Raw genomic sequence first — 26490 nt, 5'->3', positions numbered from 1 at the left:
CCCGCCGAGACCTGTATGGTTCAGTGCGTTCCCGGGCGATTAGCTCAGTGGGAGAGCGCTTCGTTCACACCGAAGAGGTCACTGGTTCGAAACCAGTATCGCCCACCCCGGGAGAGGCCGGTCCGTCAGCACCATCGACGGACCGGCCTCTTCATGTCCGGAATCATCCCCAGGCGTCCGGGATCACGCAGCGGTGGGCAGCTCCGGACGCAGCGGCCAGGCCGGATCCACCGCCTCCGGCGTCCCGCTCTTCGCGAACCATGCCTGCAGACCGCGCGCCTGCGCCGCATGCCACACCGCCTGCAGCGCGTGCAGTTCCGCCGGGGACAGCCGCTCCAGCCGCGACGAAAAGCGCCGCCCCACGGCCCGTACCAACTCCAGCGACGCCGCCGCATCGGCAGCCGCGTCATGAGCGCCGTCCAGCACCACCTCGTACAGCGCACAGAGATCGGTGAGCGTGCGCCGCCCCTTGCGGTAGCGGTCCAGGTGCTTGTCCAGGACCCGGGGATCCAGCACGCACAGCGGCGTGCTCCCCAGATAGCCGGCCAGTGACGACGCCCGGTGCCGCTTCAGCTCCCGGTCGAGCAGAGTCAGATCGAACGGTGCGTTCATCACGACGAGCGGGCGTCCCGCCGCGCACTGCTCGGCCAGTGCCCGGGCTATCTCCTCCACCACGGGCGCGGGCCACCGGCCGTTGCGCTGCAGATGGTCATCGGTCAGACCGTGGATCTCGGTGGCCTCCACGGGCACCGGAACCCCCGGATTCACCAGCCAGCGAGTGACGCGCATGCGCCCGCCCGCCGCGTCCTGGACGACCAGGGAGGCCGAAACGATCCGGTCCTCCTCGACGTCCACTCCCGTTGTCTCGGTGTCAAAAGCGGCCAGCGGCCCCTCATACCAGTGAGTCATCCCCGAACTCCTCGTGCCTGACCGGCAGATGGCGTGATCCCCCTGCCCGATTCGGTGATACCCGCGCCCTTTGCCTGATACGCCGTTTGCGGACCGCTCGCTGCGGTGACAACACAAAGGACAGGCAGAGAAGTTGCCTGAGGACGCACCGACCGAACCAACCGATCGGCACAGCCCGGAAGGTATACGGAGCCATGGCGCTCGCGCAGCCCGACCCGAGCGGGCTGTTGCCCCAGCGGATCGTTCCGCTGCGCGGCACACTCGCCACCACCGCCTGCATGGAGACCCTTCAGGTGGGCTACCTGCACGCGGTCGCGGCCGCGGCAGGGTGCTCCCTGTCGCAGCCCTTTCCCGACAACGGCATCGACTGGCATGTCAGCCACGGAGCCCCGGGCCACACCGTCGACGACGAGGTGACCATCAAGGTGCAGCTCAAATGCACCTACCAGATATCGCCGCACCCACCCGGACCGACGTTCGCCTTCACGCTGGACAACGCCCACCTCGTGAAGCTCGCCCGGACGCCCGTGTCGGTGCACAAGATCCTGGTCGTGATGCTCGTACCGCGCAGCCAGGACGACTGGTTGCGCGCCGGGCACGAACGGCTCGACCTGCGGCACTGCTGCTACTGGACCAACCTGGCCGGCCACGCGGTGACAGGCCGGCACAGGACCACTGTGCGGATCCCGACCACGCGCATATTCGACGACCGCGCGCTCTGCGAGATCATGACGCGGGTCGGGGCGGGAGGGAGACCCTGATGCACCGGCCGATGGACGAGCCCGCCGACAGCACGATCCCGTCGGGCACGCGACCACACCCCAGCGAGACCATGACCCACTGGCCCACCGCCCTGCCACCCTCCGGGGACATCCCCGATCCCGCCCGCGTCGACCCCGCGGTCCTCGGCGTCCTGCTCGACCGGCACGGCTGGCACCGCCGCGGCGGTGCGGCCGGACGGTACAGCCGATGGACCCCACCGGGGGCCGCGGCACCCTCCGGCGGCACGAGCCTCCTCGTACCCGACACCACCGCCTTCCCCGACAGCGAGGACCTGCTCGGCGAAGCGCTCACGGCGCTCGCCCGCAGCGCCGTCCCCTCCGCCCGCGACGTGCTGGTCTCCCTCGCCGTGCCCAGCGACGAGATCCGCTGGTGGCGCGATGTCCCCGACGGTGCCGCCGGTGTCGCCGGAGCGGCCGGCTGGACCGCCGCGGAGCAGCTTCGCGACGCGGCCCGGCAGATCCTGCTCGCCGGGGCGCTCGCTGTACGGGCCCGTACCGGGTTCCACGGCACACGCCACCGCCGAAGGGCCCTCGCCGCGCTCGAAGGCATCCTCGTCGGACCCGCGCCGGGCGGCCGCGACCTCACTGCCTGTCTCCCCGTCGAAACCGGCCGGGACGTCGCCGTACGGCTCTACCACGCCCTGCACGCCACCCGTGAAGCCATCGACTTCCAGCGCACCACCAAAGGCATGGAAGCCTTCGACAGTGCCGTCGGGGCGGGTGTCAGCCGGGAGCTGACCGAGGCCGTGATCGCGCTGGTCCGCGGCTCGGAGGGCACCAGGATCTCGCTCGCCTGGGCACCAGCCGCAGGAACCCCAGAAGGCTGCCCTGCCCGGCCCGAACCGGTGGAGTTCTCGCCGGGCGACCTGCCCGCCCTGCGCCGGGCGGGAGCCCGCTACCAGCAGGACGAACCCGCCGTCGCGGTCCGGATCACCGGTGCGGTCGTCCGGCTGCGCCGCTCGGGACCGCGCGGCGCGGGAATCGTGCGGCTGCGGGTGCTGGCGGGCGCGGAGGTGCCGCACGTGCGGCTGGAACTCGACGAGGAGGCGTACCGGATCGCGGGCCACGCCCACCTCGTCGGACTGCCGATCCGGGTGGAGGGGCAACTGGAGAGCCGGGGCGGCTTCCGGCGGCTGACCCGGGCCTCGCAGGTGGTGCCCGTACAGGTCGACGAGGCGGAGCGGGACCGGCTGATGAAATCGCTCCAGGAGAACGTCGACTACTTCGAGGAGGCCTGCACGGGCGAATAGCCGGAGCGAGGGGCCGGGCGCGGTGACCGCCGACTGCCGGAGCGAACCCTTTCGCGAAGGGGGCCGTCGGCTCGGTACGATTCCTCTTGCGTGCGCAGTGGAATATGGCGCGCACCCCCCTTCAGTCAGGAGAGACCGGTGTCAGACGTCCGTGTGATCATCCAACGCGATTCCGAGCGGGAAGAGCGCGTGGTGACGACGGGCACTACGGCTGCCGAGCTCTTCCCCGGCGAGCGCACCGTTGTCGCCGCCAGGGTTGCCGGTGAGCTGAAGGACCTCGCGTACGTCGTCGCCGACGGCGAGGTCGTCGAGCCCGTCGAGATCTCCTCCGAGGACGGCCTGAACATCCTCCGGCACTCCACCGCGCACGTCATGGCGCAGGCAGTGCAGGAGCTCTTCCCGGAGGCCAAGCTCGGCATCGGCCCGCCGGTCAAGGACGGCTTCTACTACGACTTCGACGTCGAGAAGCCGTTCACGCCCGAGGACCTCAAGGCCATCGAGAAGAAGATGCAGGAGATCCAGAAGCGGGGACAGCGGTTCTCCCGCCGGGTCGTCACCGACGAGGCTGCCCGCGAGGAGCTGGCCGACGAGCCGTACAAGCTCGAGCTCATCGGCATCAAGGGCTCGGCCTCCTCGGAGGACGGCGCGAATGTCGAGGTGGGCGGCGGCGAGCTGACCATCTACGACAACCTCGACCCGAAGACCGGCGACCTGTGCTGGAAGGACCTCTGCCGCGGTCCGCACCTGCCGACCACCCGGAACATCCCGGCGTTCAAGCTGATGCGGAACGCCGCGGCGTACTGGCGGGGCAGTGAGAAGAACCCGATGCTCCAGCGCATCTACGGCACCGCGTGGCCCACCAAGGACGAGCTCAAGGCGCACCTGGAGTTCCTGGAGGAGGCCGCCAAGCGGGACCACCGCAAGCTCGGCAACGAGCTGGACCTCTTCTCCTTCCCCGACGAGATCGGCCCCGGCCTCGCGGTCTTCCACCCCAAGGGCGGCATCATCCGCCGGGCCATGGAGGACTACTCGCGCCGGCGGCACGAGGAGGAGGGCTACGAGTTCGTCTACTCCCCGCACGCCACCAAGGGCAAGCTCTTCGAGAAGTCCGGTCACCTGGACTGGTACGCCGAGGGCATGTACCCGCCCATGCAGCTCGACGACGGGGTGGACTACTACCTCAAGCCGATGAACTGCCCGATGCACAACCTGATCTTCGACGCGCGCGGCCGTTCGTACCGTGAACTGCCTTTGCGTCTCTTCGAGTTCGGCACGGTGTACCGGTACGAGAAGTCGGGTGTGGTGCACGGCCTGACCCGCTCGCGCGGCTTCACGCAGGACGACGCGCACATCTACTGCACCAAGGAGCAGATGGCGGACGAGCTGGACAGGACGCTCACCTTCGTCCTGAACCTGCTGCGCGACTACGGTCTGACCGACTTCTATCTGGAGCTGTCCACCAAGGACCCGGAGAAGTTCGTCGGATCCGACGAGATCTGGGAAGAAGCGACCGAGACGCTGCGCCAGGTCGCCGAGAAGCAGGGACTGCCTCTGGTCCCGGACCCGGGTGGCGCCGCCTTCTACGGCCCGAAGATCTCGGTCCAGTGCAAGGACGCCATCGGCCGTACCTGGCAGATGTCGACCGTGCAGCTCGACTTCAACCTGCCGGAGCGCTTCGACCTGGAGTACACCGGCCCCGACGGCACCAAGCAGCGCCCGGTCATGATCCACCGCGCCCTGTTCGGTTCCATCGAGCGCTTCTTCGCGGTGCTGCTGGAGCACTACGCGGGTGCGTTCCCGGTCTGGCTGGCCCCGGTCCAGGCGGTCGGCATCCCGATCGGCGACGCGCACATCCCGTACCTCCAGGAGTTCGCTGCGCAGGCCAGGAAGAAGGGTCTGCGGGTCGAGGTGGACGCCTCCTCGGACCGGATGCAGAAGAAGATCCGCAACCAGCAGAAGGCCAAGGTGCCCTTCATGATCATCGCTGGTGATGAGGACATGGCCAACGGCGCCGTCTCCTTCCGCTACCGCGACGGATCGCAGGAGAACGGCATCCCGGTCGAGGACGCCATCGCCAAGATCCAGAAGGCCGTCGAGGACCGCGTCCAGGTCTGACCCGACCGCCGGAGAGGCCCCCGGAGCGCTAACCGCGCTCCGGGGGCCTCTTCTCGTCCTCCCGGGTGAACACCTGCACCAGCCACGACGAGAACGAACCCGTCACGGCCCCCAGCAGCGCCAGACCGCAGATCATCAGCCCCACCGCGACGGTCCTGCCCCTCGGCGTGACCGGCGCGACGTCCCCGTAGCCGACCGTGGTGAGCGTCGCGCACGCCCACCACGCCGCGTCGCCGAACGTCCGGATCGTGGCGCCCGGAGCCAGGTGCTCCTGGTCGTACACGGCGAGCGCGGCCGAGAACCCGAGCAGCAGGGCGGTCATACCGGCGTAGCTGATCACCCGGGCGTACAGGCTCAGCCGCGGCCGCTCCCGCTGCCGCTGGACCGTTGTGTAGACCCGGATCAGACGCAACGGCCTCAGCAGCGGGAGCATCAGCACCACCGTGTCCAGCCAGTGGGTACGCAGGTAACGCAGACCCTGGCCGCTGAGCCGGATCCGTACGGCAAAGTCCGCCGCGAAGAGGAGCCAGGTGGCGGCGACCAGGATCGTGCCGGCCTCACGCCACGGCTGGGTGCGGTCGGGAACGAGGGTGCGGACCGCATACCCGAGGAGGAAGAACAGCGACGCGACGAAGAGCGGCACCTCCGTGCGCTGCTCCCAGCGCCTGAACCGGAGAGGGGTGGAGGAGTCCGAGGGCTGGTCGCTCATGGCCTCAGGATCGTCGCCCGGCGATGGGGGCGGCCCCGGCGACACGCTCCGCAGGAGTGAAGCAATATGCTGATCTGCATGACGACTGAGCCGGAGCAGCAGATCGGAGTGGGAACGCCCGACGCGTTCCAGCGCCTGTGGACGCCCCACCGGATGGCATACATCCAGGGTGAGAACAAGCCCACCGGCCCGGAGGCCGGCGACGGCTGTCCGTTCTGTGCAATCCCGGCAAAGTCGGACGAGGACGGGCTCATCGTGGCGCGCGGCGAGACGGTCTATGCCGTGCTGAACCTGTATCCGTACAACGGCGGACATCTGATGGTGGTGCCGTACCGGCATGTCGCCGACTACACGGAGCTGGACGGTCAGGAGACCCTGGAGCTGGCCGACTTCACCAAGCGGGCGATGACGGCGCTGCGGGCGGCCTCGGGGGCGCACGGTTTCAATATCGGGATGAATCAGGGGACGGTGGCGGGCGCCGGCATCGCCGCGCATCTGCATCAGCACCTGGTGCCGCGCTGGGGCGGTGACACCAACTTCATGCCGGTCGTCGGTCACACGAAGGTGCTGCCGCAGCTGCTCGCCGACACCCGGAAGATGCTGGCCGACGCCTGGCCCGCGGTCTGAGCCGAGCGGTACGAGCACGAGGCGCCCGGGACATCCCGGGCGCCTCTTCCGTCTGCCCGAGGGCGGGTTTCGAAAGTAGCGTCGTCCACCCGTAGGGCGTGCCGGACGCCGCCTGGCAGACGGGGCTTGCGAAACACGCCCTGGGGGGTGTCCGGCGGATCATGGCCGGGGTCGCGACGCCCGGCACGGCACCTCGCGGCTTTGCCGAAACGCCCGGATAGCTCCGCTATCAGGACGCTCCGGCGACTTGCGATGCACCGCACCAGACGCCGCGACCTGTCCGACCCTGATCCGCCGGACACCCCCTAGGCGTCGTACAGGTCGGCCTTCTTGGGGATCGGGTCCTGCACCAGTCCGCTGAGGATCATGGACCGGTTGTCGAAGCGCTCCGTGTCGACCCCGTTCTCGTCCAGGACACGCATGGCCGCACTGTGCACGGCACGCAGGACGGGGGTGGCGGCGCGCATCGCGTCGTCCGCCATGAAGCGGTGGCGCCACGGTTTCTCCGCCCAGGCGTGGCGCAGACCGAACGGCTCCGGGAGGGTGATCTTGCCGCCCAGGTAGTCGAGGAGCGGCGGGTACCAGGTGAAGGGGGCGCGCAGGGCCAGGCGGACGACCTCCTTGGACTCCACCAGCGGGAGGGTGATCTTGCGGGTCTCCCAGAATCTGACGGTCTTGTTGACTGTCTTCGTCTTGGCCTCGGGCTTGCTCGTGAAGAGCGAGTGGACGGGGCCGAGGGCGTGTCCGGTGACCTCGATCCGGAGCGTCTCGTGAAGCACCGTGACGGTGATCATCATGGTGATGACCAGCTGGCCGTCCCAGAGGGTGAACTGGACACCCAGGTAGTGGCGGTCGCCGCTGCCGAACTGCTGGTGGTTGCAGATGCGCTGTATCTCGTGCGGCTTGATCTGGAAGGTGGAGACGTCCTCGCCCTCCGGGCGGGAGACCGAGTCGGCGTTCTCACCGACGGGCGAGACGATCCAGTGGGTGACCGAGGGCGTGGTGAATCCGCCGGTGTGCAGCGGTCCGCGTTCCAGCTGCTTGAGCTGGTCGTGGATGACGCGAATCAGGTCCCAGCTGCGGAACTGGTGGAACTCCTTGCCGGGTTCCTTGGGGACGAGCTCCTCGGCGAGCTGCCAGCTGCCCCAGCGGGTGCCCATGCCGAGGATGCCCTTGGGGCCGGCATAGAAGACAGAGTTGGACTGCTGTTCGGCGGACAGCTTCTCCAGGCCCTGGCGCAGCGCCTCGCGGGCGGTCTCGTTGGGATTCTTCGGTACGGCCTCGGGGATCTTGGCGATGACCCCGCCGCCGGAGAGCAGCCCCTCCCAGCGGGCGCGCATGTCCTTGGCGGAGGTTTCGGCGATCCGTTTGGCGATCAGCCAGCCGATGACGGGGGCGACGATCATCGCGCGCAGGTACAGCGCGAGGAGACCGCCGACCGGCAGCTTGATCAGGAAGATCAGGGCCACGATGCCGATGACGGGGAGCAGGGCGATGCCGAGGGCACTGAGGGCCTTGTCCTTGGTGGAGCCCAGGCCGTCGCGGAGGCGGAACGCGAGGACCCACAGGAGCAGTCCGGGCAGGAAGAGGAAGCCGAAGAACGCGGTCACCAGGGTCAGTTTGGTGTCCCGTGCCTTGCGGAGCCGGGTCGCGGACAGGCAGTGCTCGACGACCGTCTGCGGATCGGTGCCGAAGGACTGGATGAGGGCTTTGCGGGCGCCGCCCAGCATGCGCTCCTGGACGGCACGGGAGAATGCCTCGCCGAGATTGGGAGCGAAGTACTTGCTCTTGAAGAGCTTGGACCGGCCTTCCTCGACCTTGGACTTGTGCCACTCGCTGTCGGCCTTGAGGATCTCTTCCACCGGGCTGTCGCGGTACGCGGCGGAGGCAAGGGCGTTCGTCGCCACCGCCTGTCCGGCCGCCCCCTGGAGCGGGATCTGCGCTCCGGGAGAGAAATCGAATCCGTCGTTGGCCACTGTCGCCCCCACTTGCCGCCAAGGAACCGCTCCTGCGGCTGTTTCCCAACTGCCGTGCCCGGCACACCTTCTGAGCAGGGACCACAGCGTATCGTCCGGATCGGAGCTCCGTCCGCCCTTGTGGACAAGGGCGGACGGAGCCACCGCCTACACACTGTTTGTGGTGTTTTCCTGCTGTTCGCGGAAGCGGTCGGCGAGCTGCGGTGGCATCGGTTCGTGCCGGGCGTACGACCGGTCGAATCGGCCGGTGCCGTGCGACAGGGAGCGCAGGTCGATCGCGTACCGGCCGATCTCCAGCTCAGGCACCTCGGCCCGCACGAGCGTGCGCCCCGCCCCTGACTGCTCGGTGCCGACCACCCGGCCGCGCCGCCCCGACAGATCGCTCATGACCGGTCCCACGTAGTCGTCGGGCACGAGGACCTGGACCTCGGAGACAGGTTCGAGGAGCTGGATCCGGGTCTCCGCTGCCGCTTCCCGAAGGGCCAGCGCGCCCGCCGCCTGGAACGCCGCGTCGGACGAGTCCACGGAGTGGGCCTTTCCGTCCCGCAGGGTGATCCTCACGTCGACGAGGGGGTGGCCGGCCGCCACTCCACGGGCGGCCTGGGCGCGTATCCCCTTCTCCACGGAGGGGATGAACTGGCGGGGTACGGCTCCGCCGACCACTTTGTCGACGAATTCGATGCCCGAACCGGGTGGCAGCGGCTCCACCTCGATCTCGCAGATGGCGTACTGGCCGTGGCCGCCGGACTGTTTGACGTGCCGTCCGCGGCCGGTCGACGGCCCGGCGAACGTCTCGCGCAGGGACACCTTGTGGGAGACGGTGTCGACCTGTACCCCGTACCGGGTACGCAGCCGGTCCAGTGCCACGTCCTGATGGGCCTCGCCGAGGCACCACAGAACCACCTGATGGGTGTCCTGGTTCTGTTCGAGGCGCATCGTCGGGTCCTCGGCGACGAGCCGTGCGAGCCCCTGGGAGAGCTTGTCCTCGTCCGCCTTGCTGTGGGCCTCGATGGCCAGCGGCAGCAGCGGGTCGGGCATGGACCAGGGCTCCATCAGCAGCGGATCCTCCGGAGCGGAGAGGGTGTCCCCGGTCTCGGCGCCGCCCAGTTTGGCGACGCAGGCCAGGTCCCCGGCGATGCAGCTGGTCAGGGCGCGCTGCTGCTTGCCGAACGGGGCGGACAGCGCGCCGACGCGGACATCTGCCTCGTGGAAGGGACGGGGTTCGTGGCCGGGATCGGTGAGTCCGTGGCCGAGGACGTGGACCGCTTCGTCGGGCCGCAGCGTGCCGGAGAAGACGCGGACCAGGGAGACGCGGCCGACGTACGGGTCGGAGGCCGTCTTGACGACTTCGGCCACCAGTGGTCCGCCGGGGTCGCAGGACGGGGCGGGACGGAGGGCGCCCCTCGGCGTGGTGACAGCGGGCAGCGGGTGCTCCAGCGGGGTCGGGAAGCCCCCGGTGATCAGATCCAGGAGTTCGACCGTACCGATGCCCTGGCGGGCGTCCTCGCCGGCGGGCGCCGCCGTGAGGACGGGGTGGAAGGCGTCGCGGGCGACGGCGTGCTCCAGGTCGTCGATCAGTGTTTTGATGTCGATGTCCTCGCCGCCGAGGTACCGGTCCATCAGGGTCTCGTCCTCGCTCTCGGCGATGATCCCTTCGATCAGCCGGTTACGGGCGTCCTGGAGCGGTGCGTGCTGGTCGTCGGCGGGCCGGGTCTCTTTCCGTTCGCCGGAGGAGTAGTCGAAGATACGCTGCGTGAGCAGGCCGGTGAGCCCGGTCAGCGGGGCGTGCCCGTCCGGTCCCTCGGGGCCGAGCACGGGCAGATAGAGCGGCAGTACGGCGTCGGGGTCGTCGCCCCCGAAGATCTCGCCGCAGACGCGGGTCATCTCGTCGAAGGACGTGCGGGCGGTGTCGAGGTGGGTGACGACGATGGCGCGTGGCATGCCGACGGCGGCGCACTCCTCCCACGCGGCGCGGGTGGTGCCCGCTACGGCGCCGGCCTCCTGGGCCGCCGAGACGACGAAAAGGGCCGCGTCCGCTGCTCGCAGACCGGCCCTGAGTTCCCCGACGAAGTCGGCGTATCCGGGGGTGTCCAACAGATTGATCTTGTACCCGCCCCATTCGACGGGGACCAGGGAGAGTTGTACGGAGCGTTGCTGGCGGTGTTCGATCTCGTCGTAGTCGGATACCGTGCCGCCGTCCTCGACCCGGCCGGCCCGGTTGACCGCTCCGGCGGTCTGCGCGAGGGCTTCGACGAGGGTGGTCTTGCCTGATCCGCTGTGGCCGACCAGCACCACGTTCCGTATGGAGGAGGGCCGGTCGGCCGTTGCTGCTCTGCCGGCGGCCCCGGTGTGTGCATGTGCCTTGTCGCCCATGATGTGCCTCCCGGTGGGGTGCGCTGTGCGGGGAGATTGCCTGGCGCGGTGAGGGAGTGATGAGGGCGCGAGCGAAGAGCCGCCGCGGCGGCTACGACGACGCCCGCGGTAATTCGAGCTTTCCACTCCGGTCGGGCTGCGTCCATACGTCGGACGCCGACGCACGAGCACGGACGCCCGGACAGTGGACGCGTCCGACTGGTGACTACGATGGGCCAGCCGGTGGCCGAAGGGGCCGCGCGGCCCACCGACCCTCGGGAAGGCCATGCTGAACAAGTACGCGCGTGCATTTTTTACGCGTGTCCTCACACCGTTCGCCGCGCTGCTGCTCCGTCTCGGCGTAAGCCCTGACGCGGTCACGCTCATCGGTACAGCCGGAGTGGTGGCAGGTGCGCTGGTCTTCTTCCCCATGGGGGAGTTTTTCTGGGGCACGATCGTCATCACGATCTTCGTCTTCTCCGACCTCGTCGACGGCAACATGGCCCGGCAGGCCGGTATCTCCAGCCGCTGGGGCGCCTTCCTGGACTCGACCCTGGACCGGGTCGCCGACGGAGCGATCTTCGGCGGGTTCGCGCTCTGGTACGCGGGCAACGGCGACGACAACATGATGTGCGCGGTGGCGATCTTCTGCCTGGCCAGCGGCCAGGTGGTCTCCTACACGAAGGCCCGGGGCGAGTCGATCGGGCTGCCGGTCGCGGTCAACGGTCTGGTGGAGCGGGCGGAGCGGCTGGTCATCTCGCTGGTGGCGGCCGGGCTCGCCGGGCTCCACGCGTTCGGTGTGCCGGGGGTCGACGTCCTGCTGCCGATCGCGCTGTGGATCGTCGCCGTGGGCAGCCTGGTGACGCTGGTGCAGCGGGTGGTGACCGTGCGCCGTGAGGCCGCGGAGGCCGACGCGGCCGCCGCGGCGGACCGGGGGAGCGAGGCGACGCAGTGAGCGGCGCCGGGCGGGAACCGTGGACCGGGCTGAAGGACCGGCTGACCGACGGGCTGTACGGGCTCGGCTGGAGCGCGGTCAAGAAGCTCCCGGAGCCGGCCGCCCAGGCGCTCTTCCGTACCCTCGCCGACCAGGTCTGGAAGCGGCGCGGCAAGAGCGTGCTGCGGCTGGAGTCGAACCTGGCCAGGGTGGTGCCGGACGCGAGTCCGGCCCGGCTCGCCGCACTGTCCAAGGCCGGGATGCGCTCGTACATGCGCTACTGGATGGAGTCGTTCCGGCTGCCCACCTGGAGCCCGGAGCGGATCAAGGCCGGCATAGACGTCACGGGCGCCCACCGGCTGACCGGGGGCCTGGAAGCGGGGCGCGGTGTGATCCTCGCGCTGCCGCACCTGGGGAACTGGGACCTGGCGGGAGCCTGGGTCACCACTGACTTGAAGGTGCCGTTCACCACGGTCGCCGAGCGGCTGAAGCCCGAGTCGCTGTACGACCGGTTCGTCGCCTACCGCGAGGGGCTCGGCATGGAAGTCCTGCCGCACACCGGCGGGTCGGCCTTCGGCACCCTGGCACGGCGGCTGCGGGACGGCGGACTGGTCTGCCTGGTCGCCGACCGTGACCTCTCCGCCTCCGGCGTCGAGGTGCAGTTCTTCGGTGACACGGCACGGATGCCCGCCGGACCGGCGCTGCTGGCCCAGCAGACCGGCGCGCTGCTGCTGCCCGTGACGCTCCGGTACGACGCGACCCCCGTGATGAAGGCCCTGATCCACCCGGCCGTCGAGGTGCCCGAGTCAGGTACGCGCACGGAGAAGACGTCTGTGATGACGCAGGCGCTGGCCGATGCCTTCGCCGCCGGAATCGCCGAGCATCCGGAGGACTGGCACATGCTGCAGCGGCTCTGGCTCGCCGACCTCGAACCCCGCGGGGAGCAGCCATGAAGATCGGCATCGTCTGCCCGTACTCCTGGGACGTGCCGGGCGGCGTCCAGTTCCACATCCGCGACCTCGCCGAACACCTGATCCGCCTGGGCCACCGCGTGTCGGTGCTGGCACCCGCCGACGACGAGACACCGTTGCCGCCATACGTGGTGTCGGCGGGCCGGGCCGTGCCCGTCCCGTACAACGGCTCCGTCGCCCGGCTGAATTTCGGCTTCCTGTCCGCGGCGCGGGTGCGCCGCTGGCTGCACGACGGCACCTTCGATGTGATCCACATCCATGAGCCGACCTCGCCGTCACTCGGCCTGCTCACCTGCTGGGCCGCGCAGGGACCGATCGTCGCCACGTTCCACACCTCCAATCCGCGGTCCCGCGCGATGATCGCCGCGTACCCGATCCTGCAGCCCGCGCTGGAGAAGATCAGTGCGCGCATCGCGGTGAGCGAGTACGCACGCCGGACGCTGGTCGAGCACCTCGGCGGCGACGCGGTCGTCATCCCGAACGGGGTCGATGTCGGCTTCTTCGACAAGGCCGAGCCCAAGGTCGAGTGGCAGGGCGGGACGATCGGCTTCATTGGGCGTATCGACGAGCCCCGCAAGGGCCTGCCCGTCCTGATGCGGGCGCTGCCCGCGATCCTCGCCGCACGCCCGGAGACCAGGCTGCTGGTGGCGGGGCGCGGCGACGAGGAGGAGGCGGTCGCCTCACTGCCTGAGGCGATGCGCGAGCGCGTCGAATTCCTCGGCATGGTGAGCGACGAGGACAAGGCGCGGCTGCTGCGCAGTGTCGATGTGTATGTCGCGCCGAATACGGGTGGCGAGAGCTTCGGGATCATCCTGGTCGAGGCGATGTCGGCGGGCGCGCCGGTCCTCGCCAGCGATCTGGACGCGTTCGCCCAGGTACTGGACCTGGGTGCGGCCGGCGAACTGTTCGCCAACGAGGACGCGGAGGCGCTGGCGTCGGCGGCGATCCGGTTGCTCGGCGACCCGGAGCGGCGCGCGGAGCTGAGCGACCGTGGCCGGGCGCATGTGCGACGGTTCGACTGGTCGACGGTGGGGGCGGACATCCTCGCGGTGTACGAGACGGTGACGGACGGGGCCGCGTCGGTGGCGACCGACGAGCGTACGGGGCTGCGGGCCCGGTTCGGGCTGGCCCGGGACTGAGGCGGGCCGGAGGGCGGGACAGGGCGCCCTCGACGGTAGCCTTGCGGCCCGTGATCGAAACCCTCATCTGGATCGCCGTCGCGCTCGTCGCGATCGGCCTGTACCTCAGCTGGACCGCCGGACGGCTGGACCGGCTGCACACGCGGATCGACGCCGCCCGCGCCGCCCTCGACGCCCAATTGCTGCGCCGCGCCTCGGTCACCCAGGAACTGGCCACATCCGGTGTCCTCGACCCGGCCGCGTCCATCGTGTTGTATGAGGCCGCGCACGCCGCCCGGCAGTCCGAGGAGGAACAGCGCGAGGTGGCGGAGAGCGAGCTCAGCACCGCGCTGCGGGCAGTGTTCGGCGAGACGGCGCAGGTGGAGGCGGTGAAGGAGATTCCCGGCGGTGAGGAGGCGGCGTCCGAACTGGCCGCGGCCGTGCGCCGGGTGCCGATGGCGCGGCGGTTCCACAACGACGCGGTGCGCGCGGCGCGGGCGCTGCGCCGCCACCGCACGGTGCGCTGGTTCCGGCTGGCCGGGCACGCACCGTTCCCGCTGGCCTTCGAGATGGACGACGAGCCGCCTGTGGCTTTGGCGGACCGCCCGGTCAGCTGACCCGGACGCGGCGCCGCCACCCACCCCGTACGGGGCCGTACGAGGCGGTACGCGGCCGTACACGGCCAAAACGATCCACTGGCCTCTTATTGGCCCTTGTCGTGGACTGGTCCCGGAGAGTTTGCTCTGCAGTGCATCACCCAGCACTTTCAGCATCTTTTTTTCTCCGAGTGAGGTCGATCCGTGTCCACGCTTCCCAGCACCCCGCAGTCCGCTGACTCCCCGGCTACCGGCACCGCCCGCGTGAAGCGCGGCATGGCCGAGCAGCTCAAGGGCGGCGTGATCATGGACGTCGTCAACGCCGAGCAGGCGAAGATCGCCGAGGACGCGGGCGCCGTGGCCGTCATGGCCCTGGAGCGGGTGCCCGCCGACATCCGCAAGGACGGCGGTGTGGCCCGGATGTCCGACCCGAACATGATCGAAGAGATCATCGAGGCCGTCTCCATCCCGGTGATGGCGAAGTCCCGCATCGGCCACTTCGTCGAGGCGCAGGTCCTTCAGTCCCTCGGTGTCGACTACATCGACGAGTCCGAGGTCCTCACGCCGGCCGACGAGGTCAACCACAGCGACAAGTTCGCCTTCACCACGCCGTTCGTCTGCGGCGCCACCAACCTGGGCGAGGCGCTGCGCCGCATCGCCGAGGGCGCGGCCATGATCCGCTCCAAGGGCGAGGCCGGCACCGGCAACGTCGTCGAGGCGGTCCGCCACCTGCGCCAGATCAAGAACGAGATCGCCCGGCTGCGCGGCTACGACAACAACGAGCTGTACGCCGCGGCCAAGGAGCTCCGCGCCCCGTACGAGCTGGTCAAGGAGGTCGCCGAGCTCGGCAAGCTGCCCGTCGTGCTGTTCTCCGCCGGTGGCGTCGCCACCCCGGCCGACGCCGCGCTGATGCGCCAGCTCGGCGCCGAGGGCGTCTTCGTCGGCTCCGGCATCTTCAAGTCCGGCGACCCGGCCAAGCGCGCCGCCGCCATCGTGAAGGCCACCACCTTCTACGACGACCCGAAGATCATCGCGGACGCCTCCCGCAACCTGGGCGAGGCCATGGTCGGCATCAACTGCGACACCCTGCCCGAGGCCGAGCGCTACGCCAACCGCGGCTGGTAGTCACAGATGAGCGACACCCCTGTGATCGGAGTCCTGGCTCTCCAGGGCGACGTACGGGAGCACCTGATCGCCCTGGCCTCGGCAGACGCCCTGGCCAGGCCGGTCCGGCGCCCCGAAGAGCTCGCCGAGGTCGACGGCCTGGTCATACCCGGCGGCGAATCCACCACGATGTCCAAGCTCGCCACCCTGTTCGGCATGCTGGAACCTCTGCGCGAGCGGGTCCGGGCCGGCATGCCGGTCTACGGCACGTGCGCCGGAATGATCCTGCTGGCCGACAAGATCCTCGACCCGCGCTCGGGCCAGGAGACCGTCGGCGGCATCGACATGATCGTCCGTCGTAATGCCTTCGGGCGGCAGAACGAGTCCTTCGAGGCCGCTGTCGAGGTCGCCGGGATCGAGGGCGGCCCGGTCGAGGGCGTCTTCATCCGAGCCCCCTGGGTGGAATCGGTAGGGGCCCGGGCCGAGGTGATCGCCGAGCACGGCGGCCATATTGTCGCCGTACGTCAGGGAAACGCCATGGCAACGTCATTCCACCCGGAACTGACCGGTGACCATCGGGTTCACGCACTCTTCGTCGACATGGTGCGCGCCAAGGGGTGAACGGATCCCGGTAGGATCTCCGTTGTTCATTTCTACTGGCGACGCGTTGTAAGGAGCTGGCGATGTCCGGCCACTCTAAGTGGGCTACCACCAAGCACAAGAAGGCCGTGATTGATGCCAAGCGCGGCAAGCTCTTCGCCAAGCTGATCAAGAACATCGAGGTCGCGGCCCGCACCGGCGGCGTGGACCCCGAGGGCAACCCGACCCTCGTCGATGCGATCCAGAAGGCGAAGAAGAGCTCCGTCCCGAACAAGAACATCGACTCCGCGGTCAAGCGCGGTGGCGGTCTCGAAGCGGGCGGCGTCGATTACCAGACCATCATGTACGAGGGTTACGGCCCGAACGGTGTCGCGGTGCTCATCGAGTGCCTCACCGACAACCGCAACCGTGCCGCCTCCGACGTGCGTGTCGCGATGACCCGCAACGGCGGTTCGATGGCCGACCCGGGTTCGGTCTCGTACCTCTTCAACCGCAAGGGCGTCGTCATCGTCCCCAAGGGCGAGCTCACCGAGGACGACGTCCTCGGTGCGGTGCTCGACGCGGGCGCCGAGGAGGTCAATGACCTCGGTGAGTCCTACGAGGTCGTCAGCGAGGCCACCGACATGGTCGCGGTCCGTACCGCGCTTCAGCAGGCGGGCATCGACTACGACTCGGCCGAGGCCAACTTCCTGCCCACCATGCAGGTCGCCCTGGACGAGGAAGGCGCGCGCAAGATCTTCAAGCTGATCGACGCGCTGGAGGACAGCGACGACGTGCAGAACGTCTTCGCCAACTTCGACGTCTCGGACGAGGTCATGGAGAAGGTCGACGCCTGAGACGGCGGACGACGCATCGCATCCCCGCGTGAGTGGGGATGCCCCGGAGACGGGCAGCGTCCGGCCGCTGTACAGGGGCACTCTCCGCGCGGGCGGAGCCGACGGGCCGACGGGGACACACCCCGTCGGCCCGTCGCATTGTCAGTGCGAGCCGATAGCCTGCGGGAACAGTTGACCGATCGGCAGAGGGGGTGCTTCATGCGGGTACTGGGCGTGGACCCGGGACTGACCCGGTGCGGCGTCGGTGTCGTCGAAGGAGTGGCGGGGCGCCCCCTGACGATGCTCGGGGTCGGCGTCGTCCGCACCGGTGCCGATGCCGAGCTCGGCCACCGGCTGGTCGCGATCGAGCGCGGCATCGAGGAGTGGCTCGACGAGCATCGCCCCGAATTCGTCGCCGTGGAGCGGGTCTTCAGCCAGCACAACGTCCGTACGGTGATGGGCACCGCCCAGGCCAGTGCGGTCGCCATGCTCTGCGCGTCCCGCCGCGGCATCCCCGTCGCCCTGCACACCCCCAGCGAGGTCAAGGCCGCCGTCACCGGCAGCGGCCGCGCCGACAAGGCGCAGGTCGGAGCGATGGTCACCCGGCTTCTTCGGCTCGACGCACCGCCGAAGCCCGCCGACGCCGCCGACGCCCTGGCCCTCGCCATCTGCCACATCTGGCGGGGCCCGGCCGTCAATCGCCTCCAGCAGGCGCACGCGGCCGCCGCCCGCGGTCCTCGCGTTTCCCGTACACCCGCAGTTCCCGTCCGGAAGGTCTCCCGATGATCGCCTTCGTCAGCGGCCCCGTCGCCGCACTCGCCCCGACCACGGCCGTGATCGAGGTCGGCGGCATCGGCATGGCCGTCCAGTGCAGCCCTCACACCCTCGCCGACCTGCGGATCGGCCAGGAGGCCAGGCTGGCCACCTCCCTCGTCGTACGGGAGGACTCGCTCACTCTCTACGGCTTCGCCGACGACGACCAGCGGCAGGTCTTCGAGCTGCTCCAGACCGCCAGCGGCGTCGGTCCCCGGCTTGCCCAGGCGATGCTCGCCGTGCACAGCCCCGACGCTCTGCGCCTTGCCGTCTCCACCGGTGACGAGAAGGCCCTCACCGCCGTCCCCGGCATCGGCAAGAAGGGCGCGCAGAAACTCCTCCTCGAACTGAAGGACAGACTGGGCGAGCCCGTCGGCGCGCACATCGGCCACCAGGGGGTCGGCACCGCCGTCACCTCTTCGTGGCGCGACCAGCTGCAGGCCGCCCTGATCGGCCTCGGATACGCGACCCGCGAGGCCGACGACGCGGTCACCGCTGTCGCCCCGCAGGCCGAGGCCGCGCTGGCGGAGGGCGCCCAGCCGCCCGTACCGCAGCTGCTGCGGGCCGCTCTGCAGACCCTCAACCGCGCACGCTGACCGCACGCCGGCCGGACGCGACACCCCCGACGCCCGGGCACCGCACGGCCCGGCACCGAAACACCCGAGGCGGGACTGACCGAATGAACTGGGACGACACCGGACCCGAGACCGACGAGCGCCTCGTCGACGCCGGCGCGGACGGCGAGGACACGGCCGTCGAAGCCGCCCTGCGGCCGAAGGACCTCGACGAATTCGTCGGCCAGGAGAAGGTGCGCGAACAGCTCGACCTGGTCCTCAAGGCCGCCCTGGCTCGCGGCGCCACCGCCGACCACGTCCTGCTCTCAGGCGCCCCCGGCCTCGGCAAGACCACCCTCTCCATGATCATCGCTGCCGAGATGGGCGCCCCGATCCGGATCACCTCGGGCCCCGCCATCCAGCACGCGGGCGACCTCGCCGCGATCCTCTCCTCCCTCCAGGAGGGCGAGGTCCTCTTCCTCGACGAGATCCACCGCATGTCACGGCCCGCCGAAGAGATGCTCTACATGGCGATGGAGGACTTCCGCGTCGACGTCATCGTCGGCAAGGGCCCCGGTGCCACCGCCATCCCGTTGGAACTGCCGCCCTTCACCCTGGTCGGCGCCACCACCCGGGCCGGACTCCTGCCGCCTCCGCTGCGCGACCGCTTCGGCTTCACCGGACACATGGAGTTCTACGCCCCCGCCGAACTGGAACGCGTCATCCACCGCTCCGCCCGCCTCCTCGACGTCGCGATAGACGCCGAGGGCGCAGCCGAGATCGCCGGGCGCTCCCGCGGCACGCCGCGTATCGCCAACCGGCTGCTGCGCCGCGTCCGCGACTACGCGCAGGTCAAGGCGGACGGCCGGATCGATCGCGGCGTCGCCTCCACCGCCCTCGGGGTGTACGAGGTCGACGGGCGGGGTCTCGACCGCCTGGACCGGGCGGTGCTCGGCGCGCTCCTGAAGCTCTTCAGCGGCGGACCGGTCGGTCTGTCCACCCTCGCGGTCGCCGTGGGGGAGGAACGCGAGACGGTCGAGGAGGTCGCGGAGCCCTTCCTGGTACGGGAAGGACTCCTGGCCAGGACGCCGCGGGGCCGGGTCGCCACCCCCGCGGCCTGGGCACATCTCGGTCTCGTCCCCCCTCAGCACGGCGGAAAGGGACAACAGGGTCTGTTCGGGGCGTGATGCGTCACAGGTTCGCCCGGACTGGAACCAGGGTGCGATGCTGGGCGTTGTTCCATCGATGCGGACTCGCTTAGACTCCGCCGATGCCGCCCGTACAGGGCGGTGTACCCACCCCCGTAGATCAGGCCGCATTCCAGCGCGGTCGTGCGAAGGAAACTCGTCCCGTGAATCCCGTGACTCTCCTCCCCTTCATCGTGCTCATCGGGGCCATGTTCCTGATGACTCGATCCGCCAAGAAGAAGCAGGCTGCCGCCGCGCAGATGCGCAACGAGATGCAGCCCGGCACCGGCGTCCGGACGATCGGGGGCATGTACGCCACCGTCAAGGAGCTTCACGACGACACGGTTCTCCTCGAGGTCGCGCCCGGCGTCCACGCCATCTATGCCAAGAACGCCATCGGTGCCGTCCTGGACGATGCGGAGTACAACCGCATCGTCCACGGTGACGACGAGATCGACGGTGCGGTCGTGCCGGACGATGTGTCCTCGCTGACCGAGCACGTCGAGGCCGACACGGACGCCGACACCGACGCGGACGACGCGGACGATGCCAAAATCGACCTGGGCAAGAAGGCCGAGGCCGACGACGTCGAGCCGAAGGACGCCAAGGCCGACGAGAAGTCCGAGGGCAAGGCCGACGGCGAGGCCGACGCGAAGTAGTTCACGATCCGGGGATGCTGTGAGCCCACCGGCGTTCGGCATCCCCGGGAACGTGCGATCTTCTGCGGGGGCAGGTCCCCACAACACTTCGTGGCCGCTCGGGCGCACACCCGGCGCGGGGCGGTAGGACAGGGAGAAACGAGAAGGTGGCAGCACCGAAGAAGGGCCGAGGGCCGTCCGGCGGTCAGGGCAGGCCGGGGCGCGCCCTGGCTCTGATCCTGATCGCCATGGTCGCGCTCACCGGCGGGATGTTCTTGTCCGGTAATACCACGCCACGGCTGGGTATCGACCTGGCGGGCGGGACGTCGATCACGCTCAAGGCGAAGAGTCAGCCCGGTAAGCCGGACGCGATCAACCAGACCAACATGGACACCGCGGTCAGCATCATCGAACGCCGTGTCAATGGTCTGGGTGTCTCCGAGGCCGAGGTCCAGACCCAGGGCCGGGACAACATCATCGTCAACATCCCCAAGGGAACGAACTCGAAGCAGGCGCGGGAACAGGTCGGTACGACCGCCCAGCTCTACTTCCGGCCCGTGCTCGCCGTCACCGAGGGCAAGGCGACGCCGAGCGGCACCGCCAGCCCCTCGGCCTCCGGCTCGCCGACGCCGAACGCGTCGCCCAGCAGCAAGGAGTCGGCTTCCGGAGCCAAGGCCACTCCCTCGGCGAGCGCCACCACCCAGGGCCGCGCGGTCACCGGCGCGCTGACGAAGGACACCTCGCCCAGTCCCAGCGCCTCCGGCACGCCGAACGCGTCCGCGAGCCCGTCGGCCTCGGTCGACCCGGCCGCCGCCGAGCTGCAGAAGAAGTTCGCGGCGCTGGACTGCTCCACCAAGGCCGGCCGCGCGAATGCCGGTGCCAACGTGAAGCCCACCGACACCACGGTCGCGTGCAGCTCCGAGGGCGACGCCAAGTACGTCCTCGGCCCGGCCGAGGTCTCCGGTACGGACGTGGACAGCGCCAGGGCCACGATCGACCAGCAGCGCGGCATGTGGATCGTGCAGATGGACTTCACCGACAAGGGCTCGAAGAAGTTCCAGCAGATCACCTCCAAGCTGTCCACCCAGCAGTCGCCGATGAACCAGTTCGCCATCGCGCTCGACGGTGAGGTCGTCTCCGCGCCCCAGGTGAACGAGACGCTCAGCGGCAGCGCCGAGATCTCCGGCAGCTTCACCCAGCAGTCCGCCCAGGACCTGGCGAACGTGCTGTCCTACGGCGCGCTCCCGCTGTCCTTCAAGGAGGACACGGTCACCACGGTCACCGCGGCGCTCGGCGGTGAGCAGCTCCAGGCGGGCCTGATCGCCGGTGCGATCGGCCTGGCCCTGGTCATCATCTACCTGGTGGCCTACTACCGCGGTCTGGCGTTCATCGCGCTTCTGAGCCTCGCTGCCTCCGGCGTCCTGACCTACACGCTCATGGCACTGCTCGGCCCGGCCATCGGCTTCGCGCTGAACCTCCCCGCGGTCTGTGGTGCCATCGTGGCGATCGGTATCACCGCGGACTCGTTCATCGTGTACTTCGAACGCATCCGGGACGAGATCCGCGAGGGCCGCACCCTGCGTCCGGCCGTCGAGCGTGCCTGGCCGCGTGCCCGTCGCACCATCCTGGTCTCCGACTTCGTGTCGTTCCTCGCCGCCGCGGTGCTCTTCATCGTCACCGTCGGCAAGGTCCAGGGCTTCGCCTTCACGCTGGGTCTCACCACTCTGCTCGACGTGGTCGTGGTGTTCCTCTTCACCAAGCCCGTCATGACGCTGATGGCCCGTACGAAGTTCTTCGCCAGCGGTCACCCGTGGTCCGGCCTGGACCCGAAGCGGCTCGGCGCCAAACCGCCGCTGCGCCGCTCGCGCCGTGTCAACGCCCCCACCGAACCGAAGGAGGCGTGAGATGTCGCGACTCGGCAGCCTCGGCGCCCGGCTCTACCGCGGCGAGGTCGGTTACGACTTCATCGGAAGCCGCAAGATCTGGTACGGCATCTCGATCCTGATCACCATCACGGCTGTCGTCGCCCTGGCGGTCGGCGGCCTCAACATGGGGATCGAGTTCAAGGGCGGCGCGGTCTTCACCACTCCGGACACCAGTGCCACGGTCGCCCAGGCGGAGGAATCCGCGGTCTCCGCCTCCGGCCACCAGGCGATCGTCCAGAAGCTCGGCGGCGACGGCGGCAGTCTGCGTATTCAGATCACCGAGGTCGACCTGGCGAAGGCCGACGCGATCAAGGCGGAGCTCTCCAAGGACCTCAAGGTCCCCGAGGAGAAGATCAACGCCGACCTGGTCGGCCCCAGCTGGGGTGAGCAGATCGCCAACAAGGCCTGGACCGGCCTCGGCGTCTTCATGGTCCTCGTGGTGATCTACCTGGCCATCGCGTTCGAGTGGCGCATGGCCATCGCGGCCCTGATCGCACTGATCCACGACATCACGATCACGGTCGGGATCTATGCCCTGGTCGGCTTCGAGGTCACCCCGGGTACCGTGATCGGTCTGCTGACCATCCTCGGTTACTCCCTGTACGACACGGTCGTCGTCTTCGACAGCCTCAAGGAGGGCACGAAGGGGATCACCAAGCAGACTCGCTGGACGTACAGCGAGATCGCCAACCAATCGATCAACGGCACGCTGATCCGTTCCATCAACACCACTGTCGTGGCGCTGTTGCCGGTCGCCGGGCTGCTGTTCATCGGTGGCGGTGTCCTCGGCGCCGGCATGCTGAACGACATTTCGCTGTCCCTGTTCGTCGGCCTCGCCGCCGGCGCGTACTCCTCGATCTTCATCGCCACCCCGCTGGTCGCCGACCTCAAGGAACGCGACCCGCAGATGAAGGCCCTGAAGAAGCGGATCCTCGCCAAGCGCGCGGCAGCCGCCGCCAAGGGCGAGTCCGCCGAGGACGAGCAGCCGTACGAGGACGACGTCGTCGGGGACCCCGCCCCCGCCGCCGCGGTCGTCGGTCAGCGCCAGCAGCCCCCCCGGGGCCACGGCCGGACCTCGGGGAATCGTCGATGACCAGCACCACTGAGAGCACCAGGGAACTGCTTCTCAGCCGTATCCGTGACGTGGCGGACTATCCGAAGCCGGGCGTGATGTTCAAGGACATCACCCCGCTGCTCGCGGACCCGGTCGCGTTCACGGCGCTCACCGACGCCCTCGCGGAGCTGTGCGTACGGCACGGCGCCACGAAGGTCGTCGGGCTGGAGGCGCGTGGCTTCATCCTGGCCGCCCCGGTCGCGGTCCGGGCCGGGCTCGGCTTCGTACCCGTCCGCAAGGCGGGGAAGCTGCCCGGTGCCACGCTCAGCCAGGCGTACGAGCTGGAGTACGGCACCGCGGAGATCGAGATACACGCGGAGGACCTCACGGCCGAGGACCAGATCATGGTCATCGACGACGTCCTTGCCACCGGCGGCACCGCCGAGGCATCGCTGCAGCTGATCCGACGGGCCGGCGCCCGGGTCGCCGGTGTCGCGGTCCTCATGGAGCTCGGCTTCCTCGACGGCCGGGCCCGTCTGGAGTCCGGCCTGGCCGGTGCTCCGCTGGAGGCGCTCATCCGCGTCTGACGACTGTCACGCATGCATCGGGTGCCCGGAACAATTTCCGGGCACCCGATGGTGTGTCTGCGGCATTCCCCCAAGGAGCCGGGCCGGGCCCCGCCTCACGTATCGCGCCGCTGCTCAGCCCCTGTGGCACTTCGGACATCGGCACATCGGCACACACAGAACGGGCACCGGGAACAGCCGGGTGCCCGTCCTGCGTTGTGAGGGTCCTACGGTCCCCGGGGGAGGCCGGGCCGCAGTCTCGATACGATGGCCTTTCCGGGAGTCCGGATCCGCACGAGGAGCGCTCTTGCCAGACGAGGCCCAGCCAGTCGCCGCCCCGCAGCCCGACAAGCCCGCGGCGGTCCCAGCCACGCCCGGGAAGAAGCAGCCCGCGGCGAAGGAGAAGCCGAAGCCCCCGGCTCCCGAACCGGCGAGCAGCGCCTCGCAGACTCCCCCCAGCGTGAACGGGGCCGCGCCGGTGGCCCCTGCCCAGCCTGCCCCCGTCTTTCCTCCTCCGGTCACCCCGAAACCCCCGGCCAAGCCGACCGCCAAGCCCGTGGCCCCGGTCGGCCCGGCCCGCTCCAGCGGCTCCTCCAACCGGGTACGGGCCAGGCTCGCCCGGCTCGGCGTGCAGCGCTCCAGCCCGTACAACCCGGTCCTCGAACCGCTCCTGCGGGCGGTCCGCAGCAACGACCCCAAGATCGAGACGTCCACGCTGCGCCAGATCGAGCGCGCCTACCAGGTCGCCGAGCGCTGGCACCGCGGTCAGAAGCGCAAGAGCGGCGACCCGTACATCACGCATCCGCTCGCCGTCACGACGATCCTCGCCGAGCTCGGCATGGACCCGGCGACGCTGATGGCCGGCCTGCTGCACGACACGGTCGAGGACACCGAATACGGCCTGGACACCCTGCGCCGGGACTTCGGCGACCAGGTCGCCCTGCTCGTCGACGGCGTCACCAAGCTGGACAAAGTCAAGTTCGGCGAGGCGGCGCAGGCCGAGACCGTACGCAAGATGGTCGTCGCCATGGCCAAGGACCCCAGGGTCCTCGTCATCAAGCTCGCCGACCGGCTGCACAACATGCGCACGATGCGCTACCTCAAGCGGGAGAAGCAGGAGAAGAAGGCCCGCGAGACGCTTGAGATCTACGCGCCCCTGGCCCACCGCCTGGGCATGAACACCATCAAGTGGGAGCTTGAGGACCTCGCGTTCGCGATCCTCTACCCCAAGATGTACGACGAGATCGTCCGTCTCGTCGCCGAGCGGGCCCCCAAGCGCGACGAATACCTCGCCATAGTGACCGACGAGGTCCAGGCCGACCTGCGCGCAGCCCGGATCAAGGCCACCGTCACCGGACGGCCGAAGCACTACTACAGCGTCTACCAGAAGATGATCGTGCGAGGCCGGGACTTCGCCGAAATCTACGACCTGGTGGGAATCCGCGTCCTCGTCGACACCGTCCGTGACTGTTACGCGGCGCTCGGCACCGTGCACGCGCGATGGAATCCGGTCCCCGGCCGGTTCAAGGACTACATCGCGATGCCCAAGTTCAACATGTACCAGTCACTGCACACCACGGTGATCGGTCCCAGTGGCAAGCCCGTCGAGCTGCAGATCCGTACGTTCGACATGCACCGCCGCGCCGAGTACGGCATCGCCGCGCACTGGAAGTACAAGCAGGAGGCCGTCGCCGGCGCCTCCAAGGTCCGCACCGACGTACCCAAGCACACCGGCCGCGGCCAGGACACCGTCAACGACATGGCGTGGCTGCGCCAGCTCCTCGACTGGCAGAAGGAGACCGAGGACCCCAGCGAGTTCCTCGAGTCCCTGCGCTTCGACCTCTCCCGCAACGAGGTCTTCGTCTTCACGCCCAAGGGCGACGTCATAGCGCTGCCCGCGGGCGCGACCCCGGTCGACTTCGCGTACGCCGTGCATACGGAGGTCGGCCACCGGACCATAGGAGCACGGGTCAACGGGCGGCTCGTACCGCTCGAATCAACCCTCGACAACGGCGACCTCGTGGAGGTTTTCACCTCCAAGGCGGCCGGCGCCGGACCGTCCCGGGACTGGCTGGGCTTCGTCAAGTCGCCGCGTGCCCGGAACAAGATCCGCGCCTGGTTCTCCAAGGAACGCCGCGACGAGGCGATCGAGCAGGGCAAGGACGCCATCGCGCGCGCCATGCGCAAGCAGAACCTGCCGATCCAGCGGATCCTGACCGGCGACTCGCTCGTCACCCTGGCCCACGAGATGCGCTACCCGGACATCTCGTCCCTGTACGCGGCCATCGGCGAGGGCCATGTCGCGGCCGCGGGTGTCGTGCAGAAGCTGGTCCAGGCGCTCGGCGGCGAGGACGCGGCCAACGAGGACCTGGCGGAGAGCGCGCCGCCCTCGCGCAGCCGCGGCAAGCGCCGCTCCAACGCCGATCCGGGTGTGGTCGTCAGGGGCGTCGAGGACGTCTGGGTCAAACTGGCCCGCTGCTGCACGCCCGTCCCCGGCGACCCGATCATCGGCTTCGTCACCCGAGGCAGCGGCGTCTCCGTACACCGGGCCGACTGCGTCAACGTGGACTCGCTGTCCCAGCAGCCGGAGCGGATCCTCGAGGTCGAATGGGCGCCGACCCAGTCCTCGGTCTTCCTGGTCGCCATCCAGGTCGAGGCCCTCGACCGGTCGCGGCTGCTCTCGGACGTCACTCGCGTCCTGTCCGACCAGCACGTGAACATCCTGTCGGCCGCCGTCCAGACTTCACGGGACCGGGTGGCCACCTCGCGGTTCACTTTCGAGATGGGTGACCCGAAGCACCTCGGACACGTGTTGAAGGCCGTACGGGGCGTGGAGGGCGTCTACGACGTCTACCGCGTGACCTCGGCCCGCAGGCCCTGACCCCGACCGCCCCG

23 protein-coding genes and 1 tRNA gene are annotated in these 26490 nt (G+C 69.5%); 20 read left to right on the top strand and 4 right to left on the bottom strand.

Annotated elements, in window-relative coordinates:
- Positions 1–33 precede the first annotated feature (33 nt).
- Positions 34–105 (top strand) — tRNA-Val (locus ACNPQM_RS26645).
- 78 nt (positions 106–183) lie between these two features.
- Here the strand turns inward: ACNPQM_RS26645 and ACNPQM_RS26640 are convergent.
- Positions 184–909: a 3'-5' exonuclease gene (locus tag ACNPQM_RS26640; RefSeq protein ID WP_358860781.1), complete on the bottom strand. Its 726-nt coding sequence runs from the start codon at positions 907–909 to the stop codon at positions 184–186.
- Between the two features lie 194 nt (positions 910–1103).
- On the opposite strand from ACNPQM_RS26640, the gene ACNPQM_RS26635 reads away from it, so the two are divergent.
- The 3 genes from ACNPQM_RS26635 (at position 1104) to thrS (ending at position 5056) form a co-directional block, all read left to right on the top strand.
- On the top strand, positions 1104–1670 hold the full coding sequence (locus ACNPQM_RS26635; protein ID WP_418086008.1) for a DUF4365 domain-containing protein: 567 nt from the start codon (positions 1104–1106) through the stop codon (positions 1668–1670).
- A complete protein-coding gene (locus ACNPQM_RS26630) occupies positions 1670–2941 on the top strand; it encodes a hypothetical protein (protein ID WP_418086007.1) in 1272 nt (423 codons plus the stop codon). Before ACNPQM_RS26635 ends, ACNPQM_RS26630 begins: the two co-directional genes overlap by 1 nt.
- Positions 2942–3079: 138 nt before the next feature.
- Entirely contained in the window at positions 3080–5056 is a 1977-nt protein-coding gene (gene thrS / locus ACNPQM_RS26625) for a threonine--tRNA ligase (RefSeq protein WP_358860779.1), read from the top strand.
- A 28-nt stretch (positions 5057–5084) separates the two neighbouring features.
- Here the strand turns inward: thrS and ACNPQM_RS26620 are convergent, their stop codons facing one another.
- A complete protein-coding gene (locus tag ACNPQM_RS26620) occupies positions 5085–5765 on the bottom strand; it encodes a potassium channel family protein (RefSeq protein ID WP_358860778.1) in 681 nt (226 codons plus the stop codon).
- Between the two features lie 66 nt (positions 5766–5831).
- On the opposite strand from ACNPQM_RS26620, the gene ACNPQM_RS26615 reads away from it, so the two are divergent.
- Complete coding sequence (locus tag ACNPQM_RS26615; RefSeq protein WP_366132952.1) at positions 5832–6392, top strand: HIT family protein; 561 nt, start codon at positions 5832–5834, stop codon at positions 6390–6392.
- Between the two features lie 305 nt (positions 6393–6697).
- Here ACNPQM_RS26615 and ACNPQM_RS26610 read toward each other — a convergent pair whose 3' ends face one another.
- Together ACNPQM_RS26610 and ACNPQM_RS26605 are read right to left on the bottom strand one after the other, a co-directional pair.
- Positions 6698–8368 (bottom strand): hypothetical protein, encoded by a 1671-nt coding sequence (locus ACNPQM_RS26610; protein WP_418086006.1) that lies wholly within the window; start codon positions 8366–8368, stop codon positions 6698–6700.
- A gap of 147 nt (positions 8369–8515) precedes the next feature.
- Positions 8516–10741, bottom strand: a complete 2226-nt coding sequence (locus tag ACNPQM_RS26605) for an elongation factor G-like protein EF-G2 (RefSeq protein ID WP_418086005.1) — start codon at positions 10739–10741, stop codon at positions 8516–8518.
- A 265-nt stretch (positions 10742–11006) separates the two neighbouring features.
- On the opposite strand from ACNPQM_RS26605, the gene pgsA reads away from it, so the two are divergent.
- From pgsA to ACNPQM_RS26530, 15 genes are all read left to right on the top strand, one after another.
- A complete protein-coding gene (gene pgsA, locus ACNPQM_RS26600; RefSeq protein WP_358860774.1) occupies positions 11007–11675 on the top strand; it encodes a phosphatidylinositol phosphate synthase in 669 nt (222 codons plus the stop codon).
- The gene (locus ACNPQM_RS26595) at positions 11672–12607 is read left to right on the top strand and encodes a phosphatidylinositol mannoside acyltransferase (RefSeq protein ID WP_418086004.1); all 936 of its coding nucleotides are present in this window, start codon (positions 11672–11674) and stop codon (positions 12605–12607) included. Before pgsA ends, ACNPQM_RS26595 begins: the two co-directional genes overlap by 4 nt.
- Positions 12604–13764 (top strand): glycosyltransferase family 4 protein, encoded by a 1161-nt coding sequence (locus tag ACNPQM_RS26590; RefSeq protein WP_418086003.1) that lies wholly within the window; start codon positions 12604–12606, stop codon positions 13762–13764. The genes ACNPQM_RS26595 and ACNPQM_RS26590 overlap by 4 nt, the downstream gene beginning before the upstream one ends.
- A gap of 50 nt (positions 13765–13814) precedes the next feature.
- On the top strand, positions 13815–14360 hold the full coding sequence (locus ACNPQM_RS26585; RefSeq protein WP_358860771.1) for a hypothetical protein: 546 nt from the start codon (positions 13815–13817) through the stop codon (positions 14358–14360).
- A 183-nt stretch (positions 14361–14543) separates the two neighbouring features.
- Complete coding sequence (pdxS, locus tag ACNPQM_RS26580; protein ID WP_266987900.1) at positions 14544–15464, top strand: pyridoxal 5'-phosphate synthase lyase subunit PdxS; 921 nt, start codon at positions 14544–14546, stop codon at positions 15462–15464.
- Between the two features lie 6 nt (positions 15465–15470).
- Positions 15471–16064 (top strand): pyridoxal 5'-phosphate synthase glutaminase subunit PdxT, encoded by a 594-nt coding sequence (gene pdxT, locus ACNPQM_RS26575; protein WP_358860770.1) that lies wholly within the window; start codon positions 15471–15473, stop codon positions 16062–16064.
- Positions 16065–16126: 62 nt separating this feature from the next.
- Positions 16127–16879 (top strand): YebC/PmpR family DNA-binding transcriptional regulator, encoded by a 753-nt coding sequence (locus ACNPQM_RS26570; RefSeq protein WP_358860769.1) that lies wholly within the window; start codon positions 16127–16129, stop codon positions 16877–16879.
- A 198-nt stretch (positions 16880–17077) separates the two neighbouring features.
- Positions 17078–17644, top strand: a complete 567-nt coding sequence (gene ruvC, locus ACNPQM_RS26565; RefSeq protein ID WP_418086002.1) for a crossover junction endodeoxyribonuclease RuvC — start codon at positions 17078–17080, stop codon at positions 17642–17644.
- The gene (gene ruvA / locus ACNPQM_RS26560) at positions 17641–18267 is read left to right on the top strand and encodes a Holliday junction branch migration protein RuvA (RefSeq protein WP_418086001.1); all 627 of its coding nucleotides are present in this window, start codon (positions 17641–17643) and stop codon (positions 18265–18267) included. Before ruvC ends, ruvA begins: the two co-directional genes overlap by 4 nt.
- 83 nt (positions 18268–18350) lie before the next feature.
- The gene (gene ruvB, locus ACNPQM_RS26555) at positions 18351–19412 is read left to right on the top strand and encodes a Holliday junction branch migration DNA helicase RuvB (protein WP_358860766.1); all 1062 of its coding nucleotides are present in this window, start codon (positions 18351–18353) and stop codon (positions 19410–19412) included.
- A gap of 164 nt (positions 19413–19576) precedes the next feature.
- Positions 19577–20071 (top strand): preprotein translocase subunit YajC, encoded by a 495-nt coding sequence (yajC, locus tag ACNPQM_RS26550; protein WP_418086000.1) that lies wholly within the window; start codon positions 19577–19579, stop codon positions 20069–20071.
- Positions 20072–20217: 146 nt separating this feature from the next.
- Positions 20218–21954: a protein translocase subunit SecD gene (secD, locus tag ACNPQM_RS26545; protein WP_418085999.1), complete on the top strand. Its 1737-nt coding sequence runs from the start codon at positions 20218–20220 to the stop codon at positions 21952–21954.
- Position 21955: 1 nt separating this feature from the next.
- Positions 21956–23068 (top strand): protein translocase subunit SecF, encoded by a 1113-nt coding sequence (secF, locus tag ACNPQM_RS26540; RefSeq protein WP_418085998.1) that lies wholly within the window; start codon positions 21956–21958, stop codon positions 23066–23068.
- Positions 23065–23616: an adenine phosphoribosyltransferase gene (locus ACNPQM_RS26535; protein ID WP_266987914.1), complete on the top strand. Its 552-nt coding sequence runs from the start codon at positions 23065–23067 to the stop codon at positions 23614–23616. Before secF ends, ACNPQM_RS26535 begins: the two co-directional genes overlap by 4 nt.
- Positions 23617–23902: 286 nt before the next feature.
- Positions 23903–26476, top strand: coding sequence for a RelA/SpoT family protein (locus ACNPQM_RS26530; protein WP_418085997.1), 2574 nt, complete (start codon positions 23903–23905; stop codon positions 26474–26476).
- Positions 26477–26490 lie beyond the last annotated feature (14 nt).

This window comes from Streptomyces sp. NPDC056231 (assembly GCF_048270745.1).
Classification (GTDB): Bacteria; Actinomycetota; Actinomycetes; order Streptomycetales; family Streptomycetaceae; genus Streptomyces.
The sequence above is the reverse complement of the archived record's forward strand: the minus strand, read 5'-3'. Positions and strand labels throughout refer to the sequence as shown.

Coding starts and splice junctions, on each gene's coding strand:
- ACNPQM_RS26605 (WP_418086005.1), bottom strand. CDS start 10,741: ATGGGCGACAAGGCACATGCACACACCGGGGCCGCCGGCAGAGCAGCA.
- ruvB (WP_358860766.1), top strand. CDS start 18,351: ATGAACTGGGACGACACCGGACCCGAGACCGACGAGCGCCTCGTCGAC.
- ACNPQM_RS26570 (WP_358860769.1), top strand. CDS start 16,127: ATGTCCGGCCACTCTAAGTGGGCTACCACCAAGCACAAGAAGGCCGTG.
- ACNPQM_RS26615 (WP_366132952.1), top strand. CDS start 5,832: ATGCTGATCTGCATGACGACTGAGCCGGAGCAGCAGATCGGAGTGGGA.
- ACNPQM_RS26620 (WP_358860778.1), bottom strand. CDS start 5,765: ATGAGCGACCAGCCCTCGGACTCCTCCACCCCTCTCCGGTTCAGGCGC.
- ACNPQM_RS26640 (WP_358860781.1), bottom strand. CDS start 909: ATGACTCACTGGTATGAGGGGCCGCTGGCCGCTTTTGACACCGAGACA.
- secF (WP_418085998.1), top strand. CDS start 21,956: ATGTCGCGACTCGGCAGCCTCGGCGCCCGGCTCTACCGCGGCGAGGTC.
- ruvC (WP_418086002.1), top strand. CDS start 17,078: ATGCGGGTACTGGGCGTGGACCCGGGACTGACCCGGTGCGGCGTCGGT.
- ACNPQM_RS26635 (WP_418086008.1), top strand. CDS start 1,104: ATGGCGCTCGCGCAGCCCGACCCGAGCGGGCTGTTGCCCCAGCGGATC.
- ACNPQM_RS26630 (WP_418086007.1), top strand. CDS start 1,670: ATGCACCGGCCGATGGACGAGCCCGCCGACAGCACGATCCCGTCGGGC.
- pdxT (WP_358860770.1), top strand. CDS start 15,471: ATGAGCGACACCCCTGTGATCGGAGTCCTGGCTCTCCAGGGCGACGTA.
- pgsA (WP_358860774.1), top strand. CDS start 11,007: ATGCTGAACAAGTACGCGCGTGCATTTTTTACGCGTGTCCTCACACCG.
- ACNPQM_RS26535 (WP_266987914.1), top strand. CDS start 23,065: ATGACCAGCACCACTGAGAGCACCAGGGAACTGCTTCTCAGCCGTATC.
- ACNPQM_RS26590 (WP_418086003.1), top strand. CDS start 12,604: ATGAAGATCGGCATCGTCTGCCCGTACTCCTGGGACGTGCCGGGCGGC.
- ruvA (WP_418086001.1), top strand. CDS start 17,641: ATGATCGCCTTCGTCAGCGGCCCCGTCGCCGCACTCGCCCCGACCACG.